The 19,853-nt window shown below is 62.9% G+C and carries 17 protein-coding genes; 10 read left to right on the forward strand and 7 right to left on the reverse strand.

Annotation, left to right across the window (positions count from 1 at the left end):
* The first annotated feature begins 4 nt into the window (after positions 1-4).
* From ftsA to lpxC, 3 genes are all read left to right on the forward strand, one after another.
* The gene (ftsA, locus tag HU770_RS06975) at positions 5-1,267 is read left to right on the forward strand and encodes a cell division protein FtsA (RefSeq protein ID WP_033702830.1); all 1,263 of its coding nucleotides are present in this window, start codon (positions 5-7) and stop codon (positions 1,265-1,267) included.
* A gap of 55 nt (positions 1,268-1,322) precedes the next feature.
* Positions 1,323-2,519, forward strand: coding sequence for a cell division protein FtsZ (gene ftsZ / locus HU770_RS06980; RefSeq protein ID WP_016488958.1), 1,197 nt, complete (start codon positions 1,323-1,325; stop codon positions 2,517-2,519).
* Between the two features lie 112 nt (positions 2,520-2,631).
* Positions 2,632-3,543: a UDP-3-O-acyl-N-acetylglucosamine deacetylase gene (gene lpxC / locus HU770_RS06985; protein ID WP_033702829.1), complete on the forward strand. Its 912-nt coding sequence runs from the start codon at positions 2,632-2,634 to the stop codon at positions 3,541-3,543.
* A 58-nt stretch (positions 3,544-3,601) separates the two neighbouring features.
* On the opposite strand, the gene HU770_RS06990 is transcribed toward lpxC, so the two are convergent.
* Complete coding sequence (locus HU770_RS06990; RefSeq protein ID WP_186663375.1) at positions 3,602-4,504, reverse strand: hypothetical protein; 903 nt, start codon at positions 4,502-4,504, stop codon at positions 3,602-3,604.
* A 69-nt stretch (positions 4,505-4,573) separates the two neighbouring features.
* On the reverse strand, positions 4,574-5,041 hold the full coding sequence (locus tag HU770_RS06995; protein ID WP_186663377.1) for a DciA family protein: 468 nt from the start codon (positions 5,039-5,041) through the stop codon (positions 4,574-4,576).
* 313 nt (positions 5,042-5,354) lie between these two features.
* On the opposite strand from HU770_RS06995, the gene secA reads away from it, so the two are divergent.
* The 4 genes from secA (at position 5,355) to HU770_RS07015 (ending at position 11,118) form a co-directional block, all read left to right on the forward strand.
* Positions 5,355-8,090: a preprotein translocase subunit SecA gene (secA, locus tag HU770_RS07000; RefSeq protein ID WP_186659692.1), complete on the forward strand. Its 2,736-nt coding sequence runs from the start codon at positions 5,355-5,357 to the stop codon at positions 8,088-8,090.
* Positions 8,091-8,274: 184 nt separating this feature from the next.
* A complete protein-coding gene (argJ, locus tag HU770_RS07005; protein WP_033702824.1) occupies positions 8,275-9,492 on the forward strand; it encodes a bifunctional glutamate N-acetyltransferase/amino-acid acetyltransferase ArgJ in 1,218 nt (405 codons plus the stop codon).
* A gap of 52 nt (positions 9,493-9,544) precedes the next feature.
* Positions 9,545-10,177, forward strand: a complete 633-nt coding sequence (locus HU770_RS07010; protein WP_033702823.1) for a glutathione S-transferase family protein — start codon at positions 9,545-9,547, stop codon at positions 10,175-10,177.
* Positions 10,174-11,118: a Nudix family hydrolase gene (locus HU770_RS07015; RefSeq protein WP_186663379.1), complete on the forward strand. Its 945-nt coding sequence runs from the start codon at positions 10,174-10,176 to the stop codon at positions 11,116-11,118. Before HU770_RS07010 ends, HU770_RS07015 begins: the two co-directional genes overlap by 4 nt.
* 106 nt (positions 11,119-11,224) lie before the next feature.
* Here HU770_RS07015 and HU770_RS07020 read toward each other — a convergent pair whose 3' ends face one another.
* Genes HU770_RS07020 through HU770_RS07030 form a run of 3 tightly spaced genes read right to left on the reverse strand, consistent with a single transcriptional unit; the run spans position 11,225 to position 14,780 of the window.
* Complete coding sequence (locus HU770_RS07020; RefSeq protein WP_186663381.1) at positions 11,225-11,791, reverse strand: cob(I)yrinic acid a,c-diamide adenosyltransferase; 567 nt, start codon at positions 11,789-11,791, stop codon at positions 11,225-11,227.
* A gap of 1 nt (position 11,792) precedes the next feature.
* The gene (locus tag HU770_RS07025; RefSeq protein WP_033702820.1) at positions 11,793-13,823 is read right to left on the reverse strand and encodes an ATP-binding protein; all 2,031 of its coding nucleotides are present in this window, start codon (positions 13,821-13,823) and stop codon (positions 11,793-11,795) included.
* Between the two features lie 39 nt (positions 13,824-13,862).
* The gene (locus tag HU770_RS07030) at positions 13,863-14,780 is read right to left on the reverse strand and encodes a putative 2-dehydropantoate 2-reductase (protein ID WP_186663383.1); all 918 of its coding nucleotides are present in this window, start codon (positions 14,778-14,780) and stop codon (positions 13,863-13,865) included.
* A 100-nt stretch (positions 14,781-14,880) separates the two neighbouring features.
* Here HU770_RS07030 and HU770_RS07035 point away from each other — a divergent pair, with 100 nt between their 5' ends.
* The 3 genes from HU770_RS07035 to HU770_RS07045 all read left to right on the forward strand — a co-directional run bounded on the left by HU770_RS07035 (position 14,881) and on the right by HU770_RS07045 (position 17,733).
* Entirely contained in the window at positions 14,881-15,366 is a 486-nt protein-coding gene (locus HU770_RS07035; protein WP_033702818.1) for a YajQ family cyclic di-GMP-binding protein, read from the forward strand.
* A 114-nt stretch (positions 15,367-15,480) separates the two neighbouring features.
* Positions 15,481-16,323 carry a mechanosensitive ion channel family protein gene (locus HU770_RS07040; protein WP_186659683.1) on the forward strand — a complete coding sequence of 281 codons (843 nt, stop codon included), beginning with the start codon at positions 15,481-15,483 and terminating at the stop codon, positions 16,321-16,323.
* A 165-nt stretch (positions 16,324-16,488) separates the two neighbouring features.
* Complete coding sequence (locus HU770_RS07045; RefSeq protein ID WP_186663385.1) at positions 16,489-17,733, forward strand: MFS transporter; 1,245 nt, start codon at positions 16,489-16,491, stop codon at positions 17,731-17,733.
* Positions 17,734-17,806: 73 nt separating this feature from the next.
* Here the strand turns inward: HU770_RS07045 and HU770_RS07050 are convergent, their stop codons facing one another.
* Positions 17,807-19,354 (reverse strand): AmpG family muropeptide MFS transporter, encoded by a 1,548-nt coding sequence (locus tag HU770_RS07050; RefSeq protein WP_033702815.1) that lies wholly within the window; start codon positions 19,352-19,354, stop codon positions 17,807-17,809.
* Positions 19,355-19,397: 43 nt separating this feature from the next.
* Complete coding sequence (locus tag HU770_RS07055; RefSeq protein ID WP_033702814.1) at positions 19,398-19,751, reverse strand: MGMT family protein; 354 nt, start codon at positions 19,749-19,751, stop codon at positions 19,398-19,400.
* Positions 19,752-19,853 lie beyond the last annotated feature (102 nt).

Genomic DNA, 19,853 nt, shown 5'->3' on the forward strand with positions numbered 1-19,853 from the left:
GACCATGGCAAACGCGCATAGCGGCAAAATGATCGTCGGGCTGGACATTGGCACCTCCAAGGTGGTGGCGCTGGTGGGCGAAGTGGGCGAAGACGGCACCCTGGAGATTGTCGGGATCGGCACCCATCCGTCCCGCGGCCTGAAAAAAGGCGTGGTGGTGAACATCGAGTCGACCGTGCAGTCGATCCAGCGCGCGGTGGAAGAAGCGCAGCTGATGGCCGGCTGCCGTATCCACTCGGCATTCGTCGGCGTAGCAGGCAACCACATTCGCAGCCTGAACTCCCACGGCATTGTCGCCATCCGCGACCGTGAGGTCAGTGTTGCCGACCTCGAGCGCGTGCTCGACGCCGCCCAGGCCGTGGCCATTCCAGCTGACCAGCGCGTACTGCACACCCTGCCGCAGGACTACGTCATCGACAACCAGGAAGGCGTGCGCGAGCCACTGGGCATGTCCGGCGTGCGCCTGGAAGCCAAGGTCCACGTGGTCACCTGTGCGGTCAACGCGGCGCAGAACATCGAGAAGTGTGTGCGCCGTTGCGGCCTGGAAATCGACGACATCATCCTCGAGCAACTGGCGTCGGCCTACTCGGTACTGACCGACGACGAAAAAGAGCTCGGCGTGTGCCTGGTGGACATCGGCGGTGGCACCACCGATATCGCCATCTTCACCGAAGGTGCGATCCGTCACACCGCAGTCATCCCGATTGCCGGCGACCAGGTCACCAACGACATCGCCATGGCCCTGCGTACACCGACCCAGTACGCCGAGGAAATCAAGATCCGCTACGCCTGCGCCCTGGCCAAGCTGGCCGGCGCCGGCGAAACCATCAAGGTGCCGAGCGTGGGTGACCGGCCACCGCGCGAGCTGTCGCGCCAGGCCCTGGCCGAGGTGGTGGAGCCGCGTTACGACGAGCTCTTCACCCTGATCCAGGCCGAACTGCGCCGCAGCGGCTACGAGGATTTGGTGCCGGCCGGCATCGTCCTCACCGGCGGCACCGCGAAAATGGAAGGCGCCGTGGAACTGGCCGAAGAAATCTTCCACATGCCGGTACGCCTGGGCGTACCGCACAGCGTTCGGGGGCTGAGCGACGTGGTGCGCAACCCGATCTATTCCACCGGCGTGGGCCTGCTCACCTACGGCCTGCTCAAGCAGTCCGAGGACTTGATCCTGACCGGTAACAGCAACAGCAGCAGCAACAGCTATGGCGATGAACCGAAGGCTCCAGTGCTTGAGCGATTCAAGCGCTGGGTCCAGGGCAATTTCTAAGTTTCAAAGCAGTAGTGGTAGGCGCGACAACTAGAGAACTGTAAGGAGAGGGAAAATGTTCGAGCTCGTAGACAACGTCCCGCAAAGTCCGGTCATCAAGGTGATCGGCGTAGGTGGTGGTGGTGGCAACGCCGTCAACCACATGGTCAAGAGCAGCATCGAAGGCGTGGAATTCATCTGCGCCAACACCGATGCCCAGGCGCTGAAAAGCATTGGCGCGCGCACCATCCTGCAATTGGGCACTGGCGTGACCAAAGGCCTGGGTGCGGGTGCCAATCCGGAAGTCGGCCGTCAGGCCGCGCTGGAAGACCGTGAGCGCATTGCCGAGGTGCTGCAGGGCACCAACATGGTGTTCATCACCACCGGCATGGGTGGCGGTACCGGTACCGGTGCAGCCCCGATCATCGCCGAAGTGGCGAAGGAAATGGGCATCCTCACCGTTGCCGTGGTGACCCGTCCGTTCCCGTTCGAAGGCCGCAAACGTATGCAGATCGCCGATGAAGGCATCCGCATGCTGGCCGAGAGCGTCGACTCGCTGATCACCATCCCCAACGAGAAGCTGCTGACCATCCTGGGCAAGGATGCCAGCCTGCTGTCCGCCTTCGCCAAGGCTGACGACGTACTGGCCGGTGCCGTGCGCGGTATTTCCGACATCATCAAGCGCCCTGGCATGATCAACGTCGACTTCGCCGACGTGCGCACCGTGATGGGCGAGATGGGCATGGCCATGATGGGTACTGGCTGCGCCAGCGGCCCGAACCGTGCGCGTGAAGCGACCGAGGCGGCGATCCGCAACCCGTTGCTGGAAGACGTCAACCTGCAGGGCGCCCGTGGCATCCTGGTGAACATCACCGCCGGCCCTGACCTGTCGCTGGGTGAGTACTCCGACGTGGGTAGCATCATCGAAGCCTTCGCCTCCGACCACGCGATGGTCAAGGTTGGCACCGTGATCGATCCGGACATGCGCGATGAGCTGCACGTGACCGTGGTCGCCACTGGCCTGGGCGCGCGCATCGAGAAGCCGGTCAAGGTGGTGGACAACACCCTGCAGACCGCTCAGCAGGCGTACGAAGCGTCCAACCCGGCACCGGTTCGCCAGGAGCAGCCTGCGGTCAACTATCGTGACCTGGAGCGCCCGACTGTCATGCGCAACCAGGCCCATGCGGGTGCCGCTGCGGCAGCTAAACTGAACCCTCAGGATGACCTGGACTACCTCGATATCCCGGCTTTCCTGCGTCGTCAGGCTGATTAATGGAATTTATCAGGGGTATAAAGGTGATTGGTATTCAGCAAAGGTTGGGTCTGTTATCATCCTCAGCCTTTGTTGATACCTGTTCGCAATTTGCGCTGAAGCGGCCAATGCCATGATTAAACAACGCACCCTGAAGAATACCATCCGTGCCACAGGTGTCGGCCTGCACTCCGGGGAGAAGGTATACCTGACCCTGAAGCCTGCACCTGTTGACACCGGCATCGTCTTCCGCCGCGCCGATCTCGACCCCGTGGTCGAAATCCCGGCGCGCGCGGCCAACGTCGGCGAGACAACCATGTCGACGACGCTGGTCAACGGTGACGTCAAGGTCGATACGGTCGAGCACCTGCTCTCCGCCATGGCGGGCCTGGGCATCGATAACGCCTACGTCGAGCTCTCCGCCTCGGAAGTGCCGATCATGGATGGCAGCGCCGGACCCTTTGTATTCCTGATTCAGTCTGCCGGCCTGGAAGAACAGGACGCACCCAAACAGTTCATCCGCATCCTGCGCGAAGTGACAGTGGAGGAGGGCGACAAGCGCGCCACCTTCCTGCCTTTCGAAGGGTTCAAGGTGAGCTTCGAGATCGACTTCGATCACCCGGTCGTCAGCGGCCGGACCCAGAGCGCCAGTGTGGATTTCTCCAGCACGTCGTTCGTGAAAGAAGTCAGCCGTGCCCGCACCTTCGGTTTCATGCGGGACATCGAGTACTTGCGCAAGCATAACCTTGCGTTGGGCGGCAGTGTCGAAAACGCCATCGTGGTAGATGAGACTGGCGTGCTGAACGAAGACGGCCTTCGTTATGAAGACGAATTCGTCAAGCACAAGATTCTCGACGCCATTGGCGACCTCTACCTGCTGGGCAACAGCCTGATTGGCGAGTTCAAGGGCTACAAGTCCGGGCACGCGCTGAACAACCAGCTGCTGCGCAAGCTCATTGCTGAAACCGATGCCTGGGAAGTGGTCACTTTCGAAGATGCCAGCACGGCACCGATCTCGTACATGCGCCCTGTTGCGGCCGTGTAAGTTCGAACACTCTCTAGTTCATTAAGGCCACCTTCGGGTGGCCTTTTTTATACCTGCTTTACAGGCGCTGCAGCGTGAAAAAGTCGAGGAAAGAGTAATCGCTGTACGTTAGTTCGATACGGGAAACCGCTTGGCTTTCGTTCTCCGCTTGGTATTCAACCCATTGATCGCGCCCTGCGGTTGCATGAATTGTTCTGCTGTCCAGCGTGGCGCCCGACTGGTCCAGGTACTGGACCGTTGCGTCTTTTTGAAGCCAGGTCCAGGCGAAACGGATTGAGGTGAACTCACCTGGCAGATCAATGCTTAGGTACTGGCGCATGTCTTTGCCGATGCTCAAGCCCAGCGCTTGTTTTTCGCGCATGCCAGGCTCGTCGGAATCGTATCTGTGGATGCCCGCCGGCCCTGAACTGGTGGGCAGCAATGTGACGAGCATGGTCTTGAGTGCCAACTGCCCGCCGGGTTGAATCAATTGTTGCGGCAGGTCGTTGAAGTCTTCCTCGAACCGGGAGGGGTAGATGCGAATGTCATCGATGGCCAGGTTGCCCCTGGCATGCGAAGGGTCGCCAATTCGCTCCCTTACTTCAAGCTTCAGCGTCTCGACGGCTTGGGACGCCTTGAAACGCCAGTGCAGCGTAATCCACTCGGAAGTAGTGACTTCGATGGGGGCAGCGATCTGCTCATCACCCAGTTTCCAGGTGAGCACAGGCACAGCCTGGTTTGCCCATTGCTGCCGCGTGCGCAGGGAGAGGCAATACTCACGGTCGGGCTCCAGCCCTTGCAGTTCTTTGAATAGGACGGGGCCGTGTGGAAAAGAAATAGCGGGGGCAAAGGCTACGAAGTGGTTGCCATCTTCTTCTTGGTAAATACCGAGGGTGGCGCCGTTGGAGTCCGCTTTCCAGTCACCCCAGGGGTCGGTTGAGGGTGACTCGAACGTGGCAAGGTGAAAATAGTCTGCATTCATGCTGGTCTCTCCTGGGGGTGATCAGGCGAGCGTATTGCACCCCGTGGAGAAGGCAAACTGGCAAAAATATCAGGTGCGCGAAGGTGCTTTGTTAGGTCCATGCGACGCCAGGCGCTCTAGCGCGGCGCGCAGCTTGGGGTCGGTAATCCCCTCGGCGGTATCGCGAAGGCTTTCGGCGGCATTGCTCGAAAGCTCGGTGGCATGCCCGCCACGCTTGGCGGGCACCAGCGGCGGTTGCACCTTGTACAGGATGCGCCGCAGGTTGCCGAACGCTTCCATGGCTTGCAACTCCCGCATCAGGCGTTTCTGCTGATAGCGCAGGCGGGTGGCCCAATGGCCGTCGGTCACCACCAGCAACAAGGTACCGTCACGCCAGGAGGCAACGTGGCAATGCTCGCGGGCGGCCGGCTGCAGCTGGCTTTCCAGCAGGCGCTGCAGGTGTTCCAGGCGTTCGGCCTGGTTCAACAGCAGGCGCAGCGGACGGACCTGGCGCAGCAGTGCCGAAGGAAGCTGGGCGGGGGAGGGTATATAGGCCATGCGGGTACGTATGAAGTTACAAGATCGGCAGTCTAACAGATGCGGGGTTATCGATTGCCTGCACTGGCCGCTTCGCCGATAAACACTGGATACGAGCTATTCTCGATACGTTTCATCTTTCTCAGCCTTGAACTCAGGGAAAATGCCCCTATCTAAGAAACGCCCCTGCCAAAACGCTGTACCAGCATCGTGGAATCCACCACTTTCCTCACCATCGTTTCCGGGTAGAATGCTCGTTCGCATGCGGCCTTAGGGCTGCACGGGCGACTCATGGGGCCGCCCTCCATCCCTACGTGTGGAAGATCCTGCCGATATGTTTGCGCCTTTGTTAAAGAAACTTTTTGGAAGCAAGAATGAGCGTGAAGTCAAACGCATGCTCAAGACGGTGACTATCGTCAATGCCTTCGAAGAGAAGATGGTGGCCCTCTCCGATGAGCAACTGCGGGGCAAGACCGCAGAGTTCAAGGAACGCTTGGCCAAAGGCGAGACACTGGACCAACTGCTGCCCGAAGCCTTCGCCGTGGCCCGTGAGGCCGGCAAGCGTGTGATGGGCATGCGCCACTTCGACGTGCAGCTGATCGGCGGCATGACCCTGCACGAGGGCATGATCGCAGAAATGCGCACCGGTGAAGGCAAGACCTTGGTCGGTACCTTGGCCGTCTACCTCAACGCATTGTCCGGCAAGGGCGTGCACGTGGTGACCGTCAACGACTACCTGGCCCGCCGTGACGCCAACTGGATGCGCCCCTTGTACGAGTTCCTCGGTCTGTCCGTGGGCATCGTCTCGGCGTTCCAGCCGCCGGAAGAAAAGCGCGCTGCCTACGCCTCCGACATCACTTACGGCACCAACAACGAATTCGGTTTCGACTACCTGCGCGACAACATGGCGTTCAGCCAGGAAGAGAAGTTCCAGCGTGAACTCAACTTCTCGGTCATCGATGAAGTCGACTCGATCCTCATCGACGAAGCCCGTACCCCGCTGATCATTTCCGGGCAGGCCGAAGACAGCTCCAAGCTGTACATCGAGATCAACCGCCTGATCCCGCGTCTGACCCAGCACATCGAGGAAGTCGAGGGCCAGGTCACCCAGGAAGGCCACTTCTCCATCGACGAGAAGAGCCGCCAGGTCGAGCTCAACGAAGCGGGTCACCAGTTCATCGAAGAGATGCTCACCCAGGCCGGCCTGCTGGCCGAGGGCGAGAGCCTCTACTCGGCACACAACCTGGGCCTGCTGACCCACGTCTACGCTGGCCTGCGCGCGCACAAGCTGTTCCACCGCAACGTCGAATACATCGTCCAGGACGGCCAGGTCCTGCTGATCGACGAGCACACCGGCCGTACCATGCCCGGTCGTCGTCTGTCCGAAGGCCTGCACCAGGCCATCGAAGCGAAAGAGAACCTGAACATTCAGGCCGAGAGCCAGACCCTGGCTTCGACCACCTTCCAGAACTACTTCCGCCTTTACACCAAGCTGTCCGGCATGACCGGTACCGCCGACACCGAAGCGTTCGAGTTCCAGTCGATCTACGGCCTCAACGTGATGGTGATCCCGCCGAACAAGCCGCTGGCGCGCAAGGACTTCAACGACCTGGTGTACCTGACCGCCGACGAGAAATACGCCGCGATCATCGCCGACATCAAAGAAAGCATGACCCTGGGTCGCCCGGTGCTGGTGGGTACCGCGACCATTGAAACTTCCGAGCACATGTCGAACCTGCTGCAAAAGGAAGGTATCGAGCACAAGGTACTGAACGCCAAGTACCACGAGAAGGAAGCCGAGATCATCGCCCAGGCGGGTGCTCCGGGCGCGTTGACCATCGCCACCAACATGGCTGGCCGTGGTACCGACATCCTGCTGGGCGGTAACTGGGAAGCCGAAGTGGCTGCCTTGGACAGCCCGACCGCCGAACAGATCGCGCAGATCAAGGCCGACTGGCAGAAGCGCCACCAGCAGGTGATCGAGTCGGGTGGCCTGCATGTGATTGCCTCCGAGCGTCACGAGTCGCGCCGTATCGACAACCAGCTGCGTGGCCGTTCCGGCCGTCAGGGTGACCCGGGTTCCAGCCGCTTCTACCTGTCGCTCGAAGACAGCCTGATGCGTATCTTCGCCTCCGATCGGGTGAAGAACTTCATGAAGGCACTGGGCATGCAGTCCGGCGAGGCGATCGAGCACCGCATGGTCACCAACGCCATCGAGAAAGCCCAGCGCAAGGTCGAAGGCCGCAACTTCGACATCCGCAAACAGCTGCTCGAATACGACGACGTGGCCAACGAGCAGCGCAAGGTGATCTACCACATGCGCAACAGCTTGCTGGCGGCCGAGAACATTGGCGATACCATCGCCGAATTCCGCAAGGAAGTGCTGGACGCTACCATCAGCCAGCACATCCCGCCGCAATCGCTGCCCGAGCAGTGGGACGTGGCCGGCCTGGAAGCCTCGCTGGCGAGCGATTTCGCCATGAAGCTGCCGATCCAGCAATGGCTCGACGAAGACGACCACCTCTACGAAGAGACCCTGCGCGAGAAGCTGCTGAGCGAGATCACCAGCGCCTACACCGAGAAGGAAGACCAGGCCGGCATCGACGCCCTGCGTACCTTCGAGAAGCAGATTCTGCTGCGTGTGCTGGACGACCTGTGGAAAGACCACCTGTCGACCATGGACCACCTGCGCCACGGCATTCACCTGCGCGGTTATGCGCAGAAGAACCCGAAGCAGGAGTACAAGCGCGAGTCGTTCACGCTGTTCCAGGAGCTGCTCGAGTCGATCAAGCGCGACACCATCCGCGTGCTGTCGCACGTTCAGGTGCGCCGCGAAGACCCGATCGAAGAAGAAGCCCGCCTGCGCCGCGAGGCCGAAGAACTGGCCAGCCGCATGCAGTTCCAGCATGCCCCTGCGCCAGGCCTTGAAAGCGAGCAACTGAGTGAAGAGGGCGCCGAAGTGGCTGTGGCCACGGCTCCGGTGCGCAACGACCAGAAGCTGGGCCGCAACGAGCCATGCTGGTGCGGTTCGGGCAAGAAGTTCAAGCATTGCCATGGGCAGATCGAGTGATCTGATCTGACTCTTGTAAAAGCCTGGGGCCGCTTTGCGGCCCTTTCGCGACACAAGGCCGCTCCTACAGGTACCGCGCTCGTCTACGGATTGGCGCGGCCCCTGTAGGAGCGGCCTTGTGTCGCGATGGGGCGCAAAGCGCCCCCGTTTTTCGACATTAATCGTTTTATCTAGGAGCGCTCTAATGGCTGTTGGTCTTGGTCCTTTGCCCACCCTGCACCCGGTTCCGGGTTTTGAACTCGGCATCGCTTCTGCCGGCATCAAGCGCCCTGGGCGCAAGGATGTGGTGGTCATGCGCTGTGCCGAAGGCTCCAGCGTCGCTGGCGTGTTCACCCTCAACGCCTTTTGCGCCGCTCCGGTTATCCTCTCCAAGCAGCGCGTTCAGGGCACTGTGCGTTACCTGCTGACCAACACCGGCAACGCCAACGCCGGTACCGGTGCACCTGGCCTGGCCGCTGCCGAGCGCACCTGCGCCAAGCTCGCCGAGCTGACCGGCGTGCCGGCCGAGTCGGTACTGCCATTTTCCACCGGTGTGATCGGCGAGCCGCTGCCGGTCGAGAAGATCGAAGGCGCCCTGCAGGCCGCCCTGGACGACCTGTCGGAGAACAACTGGGCTGAAGCCGCCACCGGCATCATGACCACCGACACCCTGCCCAAGGGTGCCAGCCGCCAGTTCCAGCACGATGGCGTGACCGTCACCGTTACCGGCATCAGCAAAGGCGCCGGCATGATCCGCCCGAACATGGCCACCATGCTCGGCTACATCGCCACCGACGCCAAGGTCGCACCCCAAGTGCTCAAGGACCTGATGCTCGATGGCGCCAACAAGTCGTTCAACCGCATCACCATCGATGGCGACACCTCGACCAACGACTGCTGCATGCTGATCGCCACCGGCAAGGCCAACCTGCCGGAAGTCACCGAAGCCAGCGGTGCGCTGTTCGAAGCCCTGAAAAAGGCCGTATTCGAAGTGTGCATGGACGTGGCCCAGGCCATCGTCCGTGACGGCGAAGGCGCCACCAAGTTCGTCACCGTGCAGGTCAACGGCGGGGGTAACCATCAGGAATGCCTGGACGTCGGTTACGCCGTGGCTCACTCGCCGCTGATCAAGACCGCGCTGTTCGCCTCCGACCCCAACTGGGGCCGCATCCTGGCGGCCGTTGGCCGTGCCGGCGTGCCGGCGCTGGATGTCAGCCTGATCGATGTCTACCTGGACAACGTCTGCATCGCCAGCCAGGGCGGCCGTAGCCCTAGCTATACCGAGGCACAGGGTTCGGCGGTAATGGCCCAGGAAGAGATCACCATCCGCATCGAGCTGGGCCGCGGTGCGTGCAGCGAAACCATCTGGACCACCGACCTGTCCCACGAGTACGTGAAGATCAACGCCGAATACCGCACCTGATGCATGTGGGGCCGCATGCGGCCCCATAACCCCAGACAAATGGAGCCGAACCATGAGCTACCACCTGATCATCGGCGACAAGTTGCATTCCTCCTGGTCGCTACGCGGCGCCCTGGCCCTTGAGCTGGCTGGCGTTGCCTACGAAGAAACCCTGATCAAACTCAACCAGCCCGACACCCGCCAACGCCTGCTCGCTTACTCGGCCACCGGCAAGGTGCCATTGCTCAAGACCGAGCACGGTGTGATCGCCGACTCGCTGGCTATCGCCGAATACCTCAACGAACGCCACCCAGAGGCCCAGCTGTGGCCTGCCGATGTCGCTGCCCGTGCTCAGGCCCGTTCGGCCTGCGCGCAGATGCACAGTGGCTTCTTCGCCCTGCGCGGGGCGATGCCGTTCGACCTGGCCCGTGATGAAGCCCTGGAGAACGTGCCGCTGGACGTGCAGGTCGATATCGACCGTATCGTCGCGCTGTGGTCCGAGTGCCGCTTGGTTGCCAAAGACAGTGGGCCGTTCCTGTTCGGCAAGCCGACCTTGGCCGACGCCTACTTCGCCCCGGTGGCTGTGCGCTTGCGCACCTACCGCGTTGAGGTGCCTGCAGAGGCGGCAACGTACATCGAGACCATTTACCAGTGGCCGGCCTTCAAGGCCTGGCAACAGGCTGGCCTGGCGGAGCGAGCAGGGTGAAACGTATTCATGTAGTGGCCGCAGTGATCCGCGGCGCCGATGGCCGCATTCTTATCGCGCGACGGGCTGATACCCAGCACCAGGGTGGCCTTTGGGAATTCCCGGGCGGCAAGGTGGAAGAGGGCGAGAGCGTCGAAGCGGCGCTGGCCCGCGAGCTTCGTGAGGAGCTGGGTATCGAAGTGACCCGTTCACGGGCGCTGATCAAGGTCAGCCACGATTACCCGGACAAACAGGTGTTGCTGGAGGTTCGCGAGGTCGAGGCATTCACCGGCGAGCCCCATGGTGCCGAGGGCCAGCCGTTGGCCTGGGTAACACCACGCGAACTGCCGCAGTACGACTTCCCCGAGGCCAACAAGCCGATTGTCGCCGCCGCGCGCCTGCCGGACCAGTATCTGATCACCCCCGATGGCCTTGAAGTGCCTGAGATGCTCAAGGGCATCCAGAAGGCGGTCGCCAGCGGCATACGCCTGATTCAGTTGCGCGCGCCGGACATGTACGACCCCAAGTACCGCGACGTGGCGGTGGATGCGGTTGGCTTGTGTGGCGGCAAGGCCCAACTGATGCTCAAGGGGCCGCTGGAGTGGCTGGGCGATTTCCCGTCTGCGGGTTGGCACCTGACGGCCGCACAGCTGCGCAAGTATGCGGCCAAGGGGCGGCCATTCCCTGAGCACCGTTGGTTGGCGGCGTCCTGCCACAGTGCAGAAGAGCTGGCGCTGGCGGAACAGATGGGGGTCGACTTCGTCACCCTGTCGCCGGTGCAGGCGACGCAGACGCACCCCGAGGCCGTGCCGCTGGGCTGGGATGAGGCGCAACGGTTGATTGCGGGCTTCAGCCGGCCGGTGTTCTTGCTGGGTGGTGTCGGGCCGGGTGAGCGTGAGCGCGCTTGGAAAGTCGGCGCGCAAGGCGTTGCCGGGATTCGGGCGTTCTGGCCTGAGATTTGAGTCGCCAGTACGGGGGCCGCTTTGCGGCCCATTCGCGGGGCAAGCCCGCTCCCACACGAGGATCGCGCAGTACCTGTGGGAGTGGGCTTGCCCTGCCGTGGCGCTCTCAGCTTTGAGGCTTTTCTGCGGGTTGCCATAGCACCTCGGCAACCCCCTGCCGGCGGCCAATGATCCGCGCTGCCACGAACAATAGATCCGACAGCCGATTGATATACGCCAACCCCACCCCTTCCAGTGGTTCCACTGCGTTCAACTGCTGGCAGCGGCGCTCTGCGCTGCGCGCCAGGCAACGGCACACATGCGCCTGCGCCACCAATGCCGAGCCACTGGGCAGGATGAAGTTCTTCAACGGCCCCAGCTCCTCGTTCCAGACATCGATTGCCGCTTCCAGCCGCTGCACTTCGGCCAGGTTCAAGGCTTGGTAACTGGGCATCGCCAGTTCGCCACCGAGGTCGAACAAGCGGTGCTGACAAGGCGCCAGTACCTCGCTGACCTCAGCCAGCCCTTGCTCATCCAGCCCTGCCAGCAGCAGCCCCAGCTGGCTGTTGAGGCTGTCCACCTCGCCAATCGCTTCGATGCGTGGGTGGTCCTTGGGCACCCGACGGCCGTCGCCCAGGCCGGTTTCGCCCTGGTCGCCAGTGCGGGTGTAGATCTTCGACAGGCGGTAGCCCATGTCATGCCTCCGTGGTGTTCGGTGCCGTCGCTGCCGGCTGGCCGAGGGGCAGGCGCAGGGTGAAGCACGTGCCCTGGCCGGGCGTGGACTGCACCTCCATCTGCCCCTTGTGGTTGTTGGTGATGATGAAATACGAGACCGAAAGGCCCAGGCCGGTGCCCTGGCCGATCTCCTTGGTGGTGAAAAACGGCTCGAAGGTGCGCTTGCGCACGGCTTCGGGCATGCCCACGCCGTTGTCCTCGACTTGGATTTCGGCCCAGGGCGGGTTGAGCCGGGTGCGCAGGGTGATGCGCCCAGGCTCGCTGGGTTGCGGGCGCAGGTGAATGGCCTGGGCAGCGTTTTTCAGCAGGTTGAGCAGCACCTGTTCCAGCTCGTTGGCGGTGCACGGCACCGGCCCGAGGTGTGGGTCGAACTGGCGCACGATGGCCTGGCCCTTGAAGTCGAAGCCGATGGCCAGGTCGAAGTCGTTGCTGGCGATCTCCAAGGCCTGGTCGATCAGTGCCGGCAGGTCGCAAGGTGCCAGCTGGCGATTGCTGCGCCGGCTGAAACTGAGCATGTGGGTGACGATCTTGGCGGCCCGCGCACCGGCCTGCTGAATCCCGTCGAGCAGCTGCGGTACTTCGCGGCTGTCCAGGTAGCGGTTGACGGTGGGCAGGTCGATGCCCAGCTCTTCGGCCTGCTCCTGGTTGCGCGGTAACTCCGGCGACAGGCGCCGACGGATATTCTGCACATTATGCAAAATGGCCCCCAGCGGGTTGTTGATCTCGTGGGCCATGCCGGCGGCCAAGCCACCTACCGAGAGCATTTTCTCTGACTGCACCATCATCTCTTCCAGGGACAGGCGCTGGGTGATGTCGTCGATCCGGATCACCACACCGCGGCCGCCACCGCCCATCAGTGGATAGAAGGTCAGGGCGTAGTGGCGCAGTTCATCGCCCTTGGGCCAGGTGACGCGCTCGATTTTCGCCACCCGGTGTTTTTCCACGGTTTCCTTGAGCTGCGGCAAGAACGGCTTGAGCGGCTCGAAGGCGATGAAGATCGGCTGGTTCAGGGCCTCGTCCAGCGGCGTCCCGGAGAGCACGGTGGCCTCGTGGTTCCACTGGGTGACGTAGAGCTGCTCGTCGAGGGCAATCAGGGCCGAGGGCATGGAGTCGATGATGCTGTTAAGGTAATTCTGGAAGCCTGTGAGCTTTTTCTCGATCTTGCTGCGCACCTGGACTTCCAGCTCCAGCTTGCGGTTGGTGTGACGCGTTTCTTCGGCCAGGCCCTGGGCCTGGTCATAGGCGGTCTGGAATTCATCGCGGGTGCGCTTGAGCTGCTGCTCGCGGGCTTCGATGCGCGAGAGCATGGTATTGAACGCCTCGGCCAGGCTGCCGATTTCGTCGTCGTTGCCGCGCCGGGCACGCAGGGCGTAGCTCTCTTCGCGGGTGACCTGGCGGCTGAGTTCTTCGAGCTGGTTGATCGGCTGGGTGATCAAACGCTTGATTTGCCGGGCCACGACGATCCACAGCAGGATACTGAACACCAGGATGCCCAGGCTGGCGCTGAGCGTGCCGGTGTAGAAGGCGGTGGGCAGTTCGCTGCTGGCCACCAGCAGCAGGTGTGCGGGTGGGTTGGCGTCGCGCGGGATACGGATCAGCTGCGTGCTGCGAAACTCCATCAGGCGCCAGCCGTCGATGTCGCGAAAGCGCCTGGGCAGCGCCAACGGTTCGCCGTGCTGGAGTTGTGCCAGCATGCGGCCATCGCCGCCGTACACCGCCGCCGCGCGTAATGGCGTGTAGCTGTCCAGCTCTTTGAGCAGGGCGCTGGCGGTTTCCGGGGTGTCGCCTGCCCGGGTCGCCAGCTGTGGGTTGGACACCAGCCGGCCGATGGTCTGCAGGGCCTGGGGCGCCATGCTTTCCTGGGTGATCCAGTAGGCGGCGCTGATGAAGGTCAGGTTGGCCACCAGCAGAATGGTCACCAGCAGCACCAGCAGGGCCGCCAGCAGCTTCTGCCCGACCGGGAGGTTTTCCAGGCGTTGGCGCAGGGTCATGGGCAAGGCAATGTCCGTCTCCGGTTGAAAGGGCCAGCGTCAGGCGCTGGGTAAGCCACGTGCCTGCAGGTTATCGACCAGGCGCCGGTGCAGGCGTTCCAGCTGCGGTAGCTGCAGGCCATGGCGATCGGCGGCGCGGCAGGCGTGGCCGAGCAGGTAATGGACCTCGGTTCGCCGCCCGGCTCGCACGTCCTGATACATGGAAGAGTAGTTGGCGGCGGTGGCGAGGATCACCCGTTGCACTTCTTCGTCCAGGTCCTCGGCAGCCTGGGGTTGGCCACAGCGACGCAGCAGCTCGGCCAGCTCGTCGCACAGGGCAGTCACTTCGCCCAGGTGCTCCAGCAGGCCGCCGTTGCGGCACTCGTGCAGCACCGTCAGCGGGTTGATCGCGCAATTGAGCGCGAGCTTGCGCCACAGGCGGGTGAGGATATCCACGGTCCATTCGGCCGGGATGCCGGCGTCGTGCAGGTCATCGAACCATTCCGGGAGCGCCGGCTTCAGCGGGTCACCCAGCCAGTTGAAGCCATGGCCGGCGAAGCGCACTTGCCAGTCGTCCTCGCGAAAAGCCCCTTCGGTACTGGAAGCGAAGATGCAACGGGCATGGGGGACCTGGTCGGCGACTTCGTCCTGGCTGCCGAGGCCGTTCTGCAGCAGCACCAGCTCGGCGCCGTCGGCCAGCCTGGGGGCCAGGCGCGCGATGGCCGGTGCGGCGTCATACGCCTTGCAGGCCACCAGCAGCCGGTGGATCGGGCCGTCGCCCTCGGCGGTTTCGGCGGGGATCGCGTAGTGGTTGGCGGTGTCCTGTTCGTGCAACGTCAGGCCGCCTACCTGCTGATAGGCCTGCAGTCGTTGCGCGTCGCGCAGGATCAAGCGTACCGCCTTGCCCGCGCGCGCCAGGCGGCAAGCCCAGAGGCTGCCCAGGCTACCCGCGCCGAGAATATGCCAGGTGCTGCTCATATGCGTTTCGCAACCCGTTATAATGAGTCCGCATTTTAACCGTCTAACTCAGCGTGCTCCATCTTCAGGCCGAGCGCGCTTTTATTTTTGGAGAAAAACCATGCCTTCGTTCGACGTGGTATCGGAACTGGACAAGCACGAAGTGCAGAACGCTGTAGACAACGCCGTCAAGGAACTCGACCGCCGTTATGACCTCAAGGGCAAAGGCAACTTCGAGTTCAAGGACAAGGACCAGACCGTGCTGCTGACCGCCGAAGCCGAATTCCAGCTCGAGGCGATGATCGAGATCCTGCGCGGTGCGCTGGTCAAGCGCAAGATCGACGTCAAATGCCTGGAAACCAAGGACGCCTACCCGTCCGGCAAGGAAATGAAACAGGAAGCCAAATTCCGCGAGGGCATCGACAAGGAGCTGGCGAAGAAGATCGTCGCTCACATCAAGGATGCCAAGCTCAAGGTTCAGGCCGCCATCCAGGGTGAGCAGGTGCGTGTCACTGGCAAGAAGCGTGACGACCTGCAAGAGGCGATCGCCGCCCTGCGCGCCAAGGAATTCGACATGCCGCTGCAGTTCAATAACTTCCGCGATTGATCGGGGCGTTGCCAGGAACCTCGATGGCGCAATGATGTCCATGGGGGCCGTGGCCGCGGAAATGCCCGCGGCCAGTTTTACCGTGCACATGCCGTTCGGCATCAGGAGATGAACATGGATTTGAACGCTGAAGTCGATCAGCTGGTCCGCCAATCGCAGACCTGGATCCCCTTGATCATGGAATACGGCAGCCGGGTGTGCCTGGCGTTGCTGACCCTGGCCATCGGCTGGTGGATCGTCAACAAGCTCAGCGCGCGCCTGGGCAAGCTGGTCGGCCTGCGCAACGCCGACCTGGCGCTGCAGGGGTTCATCAGCACCCTGGCCAATATCATCCTGAAGATTCTGCTGTTCGTCAGCGTGGCGTCGATGATCGGCATCGAGACCACCTCCTTCGTCGCCGCTATCGGTGCCGCGGGCCTGGCCATCGGCCTGGCCTTGCAGGGCAGCCTGGCGAATTTCGCCGGTGGCGTGCTGATCTTGATGTTCCGCCCGTTCCGCATTGGTGACTGGATCGAGGCGCAGGGTGTCAGTGGCACCGTGGATAGCATTCAGATCTTCCACACCGTGCTGCGCACGGGTGACAACAAGACGGTGATCATGCCCAACGGCAGCTTGTCCAACGGCATCATCACCAACACCAACCGCCAGCCGACCCGCAAGGTGGTATTCGACGTGGGCGTGGATTACGACGCCGACCTGCAAAAGGCGCGTAATGTGCTGCTGGAACTGGCCCAGGACCCACGTGTGCTGGCCGACCCCGCGCCGCAGGCAGTGGTTTCGACGCTGGGCGACAGCTCGATCACCGTGTCGCTGCGCATCTGGACCAAGACCTCGGACTACTGGGATGTGATGTTCATGCTCAACGAGCATGCCCGTGACCGGTTGAAGGCCGAGGGTATCGACATTCCGTTTCCGCAGCGGGTGATTCGTGTGGTGCAGGAGACGGCCACGCAGTAAGCAACGCTTCAACGCTGGGGCCGCTGTGCGCCCCTTCGCGGGCTTGCCCCGCGAAGGGGCGCACAGCGGCCCTAGCTTTTTCCGCGCCTATTACACTTGTTCACAGCCAAGCCCTGCCATTTCTGGCATACAGGCTGACCCCACCTGTTCCCGCTGAAATTCACCATGAAACCACTGCTGTACATCACCCCCCTCCGAGCCCTGTTGTTCGGCCTGACCCTGGCCCTGTTCGAGTTGCTCACCTACCTGGCCAGCGACGCTGTGATGCCGGCCATGCCCGTGGTGGTCGGCGACCTCGATGCCAGCCCCGAATACATCCCCCACGCCCTGAACCTGTACCTGCTCGGTGGCGTGGTGCTGCAGTGGTTGATTGGCCCTCTGGCCGACCGCTACGGCCGCCGCCCGCTGCTGTTGAGCGGTTGCGTGTTCTTCGGCGTGGCGTGCCTGGCGACGTTCTGGGTACACGACATCGGCCTGTTCAACCTGCTGCGCCTGTTGCAGGGCATTGGCCTGGGCTTTGTCGTCACGGTCAGCTACCCGGCCTTGAACGAGGCGTTCAGCGAAGCCGACGCAGTGCGCATGATGGCCTTGCTGGCCAACATTGCCCTGCTTTCGCCGCTGCTCGGTCCCCTGGTGGGCACCTTGCTGCTGCAATGGCTGGACTGGCGCTGGCTGTTCGTGGCCTTCGCCATCGGTGCGGTGCTGGCCTGGGTGCTGTTGTACCGGTTGATGCCGGAAACACTGGGCGTGGAGCGGCGCGACGGTTCGCGGCTGCCCTTTACGCCGATCCATTTGCTGCCGTTGTTGTCTGGCTACGGCCAGCTGCTGGCCAACCGTCGCTTTGTCGCCGGTAGCGCAGCGCTGGGCTTGGTCGGCCTGCCCTTGATTGGCTGGATCGGCCTGTCGCCGGTGCTGCTCATCCATGACGAAGGGTTGAGCACGATGGAATATGCGCTATGGCAGCTGCCGGTGTTTGGCGGGCTGATTCTCGGCAACCTGATCATCAACCGTATTGCCGACCGTTACTCGCTGTCAGCCCTGGTGCGTGGCGCATTGTGGCCCTACCTGGCGGGCCTGTCGCTGATGGTGCTGGCGACTTGGTACTGGCCAAGCGTGACCAGCGTGGTGGCCGGTATGTCGCTGTATGCCCTGGGGCTGGGGGTGGCCAACGCCGTGCTGTACCGCATGACGCTGTTCGCCAGCGATCAGAGCAAAGGGCTGGTCTCGGCCATGCTGGGGATGATCACCATTGCCTTGCTGGGCCTGGGCGGCGCAGTCATGGCGATGATCGGGGCGGGTGCCAGTTTGCTGCACTTTGCCTTGGCGGCCAGTGTGGCGGGGGCGCTGGCGCTCTGGCCGTTGTGGTTCGTTGTGGGTGGGCGGTCTGGGGAAGGCGCCGTAGCCCAGTAGTATTCGTCGCCTGTACCGCCTCTGCGGGCGCGGGTTCACCCGCGAAGAGGCCGGTACAGGCGGCGAGGTACCCTCAGGGCCGTTCGGCCGCTGGGTTCTCCTCGGGCACCGGTTTGCCGGGCCCGGCTTCCTGACGCCACTGCAGGGCGATCAGAATCAGCGTCGGCACGCCCAGCAGGGCAGTGATCAGGAAGAAGTCGTGGTAACCGAACTTCTCCACCATGACCCCCGAGTAGCCGCCGATCAGCCGTGGCAGCAACAGCATGATCGAGCTGAGCAGCGCGTACTGGGTGGCCGAGAACTTCAGGTTGGTCAGGCTAGACAGGTAGGCGACGAACGCCGAGGTGGCCATGCCGGAGCTGAAGTTGTCCAGCGAGATGGTGACCACCAGCATGTCCAGGTTCGGGCCCATGTCGGCCAGCATCAGGAACAGAATGTTGGTCGCCGCCGAGGCCACGCCACCGATGAACAGGATCGGCATGATGCCGAAACGCACGATCAGCAGGCCGCCGACACCGGCACCGACCAAGGTCATGATGAGGCCGAAGATCTTGCTGACGCTGGCGATCTGGTCCTTGGTGAAGCCCATGTCGATATAGAACACGTTGGCCATCACGCCCATGACCGTGTCCGACATGCGATACGTGGCGATCAGCCCCAGCAGCAGCAGGGCCTGCCAGCGGTAGCGGGCAATGAAGTCGTTGACCGGGGTCAGCACCGGGGCAAGGCCGCGACGGCCCATGGTCGACAGGCACGCCCAGGTCAGCAGCACGTACAGAATCAGGCGCAGGAAGGCGCGGTCTTCCAGCAGCAGGTCCAGCGGGGTGGCGTCACCGAAAATCACGCTGGCCCAGTCGGTATTGAACAGTTGGGTGAAGCTGGCAGGTACCGACACCAACAGCAAGATCAGCACGAATACCGACGCCAGCTGGTGGACCAGGCCATAACGCGCCGCCGACAGCTGGGTACGCAGCGGCACCGAGGGTTCACGCATGACCAGGGTGGTGAACAGCGCGGGCAGCATCAGCAGGGCGAACATGATGTAGGTGCCGGCCCAGGCCTTGTGCAGGTAGCTGAACCCGGTGGAGCCGAACCATTCGGCGAAGAACAGCGCGCCTGCCGTGGCCAGCAGGGCCGCTACCCGGTAGCCGGCCATGTAGCTGGCGGCGAGCGCGGCCTGACGCTGGTCATCGGCAATTTCCAGGCGATAGGCATCAACGGCGATGTCCTGGGTAGCCGAGGCAAACGCCACGAGCACGGCCATGGCAATCAGCCACGACAGGTGTTGCTGCGGGTCGCACAGGCTCATGCCGACCAACCCGACCACCACCAGCGCCTGGGACAGCAGCAGCCATGAGCGGCGGCGCCCCAGGCCACCAAGCAGTGGCAGGCGCCATTGATCGAGCAGCGGTGACCAGACCCATTTGAAGGCATAGGCCAAGCCGATCAGGCTCGCGTAACCAATGGTCTCACGGGCCACACCTGCTTCGCGCAGCCATACCGAAAGGGTCGAGAACACCAGCATGTAGGGCAGGCCGGCGGCAAAGCCGAGCAGCAGCAGTACCAGGGTTGACGGGCTGGCATAGGCAGCAAGCGCAGCGCGCCAGGTTTTACGGGGCATGGGCCAACATCTGCCTCAAGTTTTCGAAAACAAAGCGCGCACTCTAACCGCTGTGCTCCATCGGGCGCCAGCCATGGCGCGTCATATCCACACGATTATTGGTTACATTCACGCCTTCTGCGCGCAACCGCGCCCGTTGTTCGTCGCCTGACGGCGTGCCCAATGCCAGGCTCAGGCGCCCGCCCGCACCGAGTACCCGGTGCCAGGGCAGGCGGGTATCGCCTGGCAGTTGCCCGAGGGTGCGCCCAACCCAACGTGCCGCGCGGCCAAGGCCGGCCAGCTCGGCAAGCTGGCCGTAGCTGACGACCTTGCCCGCGGGCACTTGCCCGAGCACCGAATACAGCGCCGTTCGTCGGGCTTGTGGTGTTTCCAGTGTGTGCCCGTATGCCTCAGACATCAGTGACCCCGTGGCTTGTGGATGAAACCGGACCAGCGGCGAGGCAAATGCGAGTTGAACTCAACGGCATGTGCTCGGTCTTTCCTTGCTCTGGTTGTCCGT

The sequence above is a fragment of the Pseudomonas sp. SWRI68 genome (genome assembly GCF_014269165.1).
GTDB classification, from domain to species: Bacteria; Pseudomonadota; Gammaproteobacteria; order Pseudomonadales; family Pseudomonadaceae; genus Aquipseudomonas; species Aquipseudomonas capeferrum.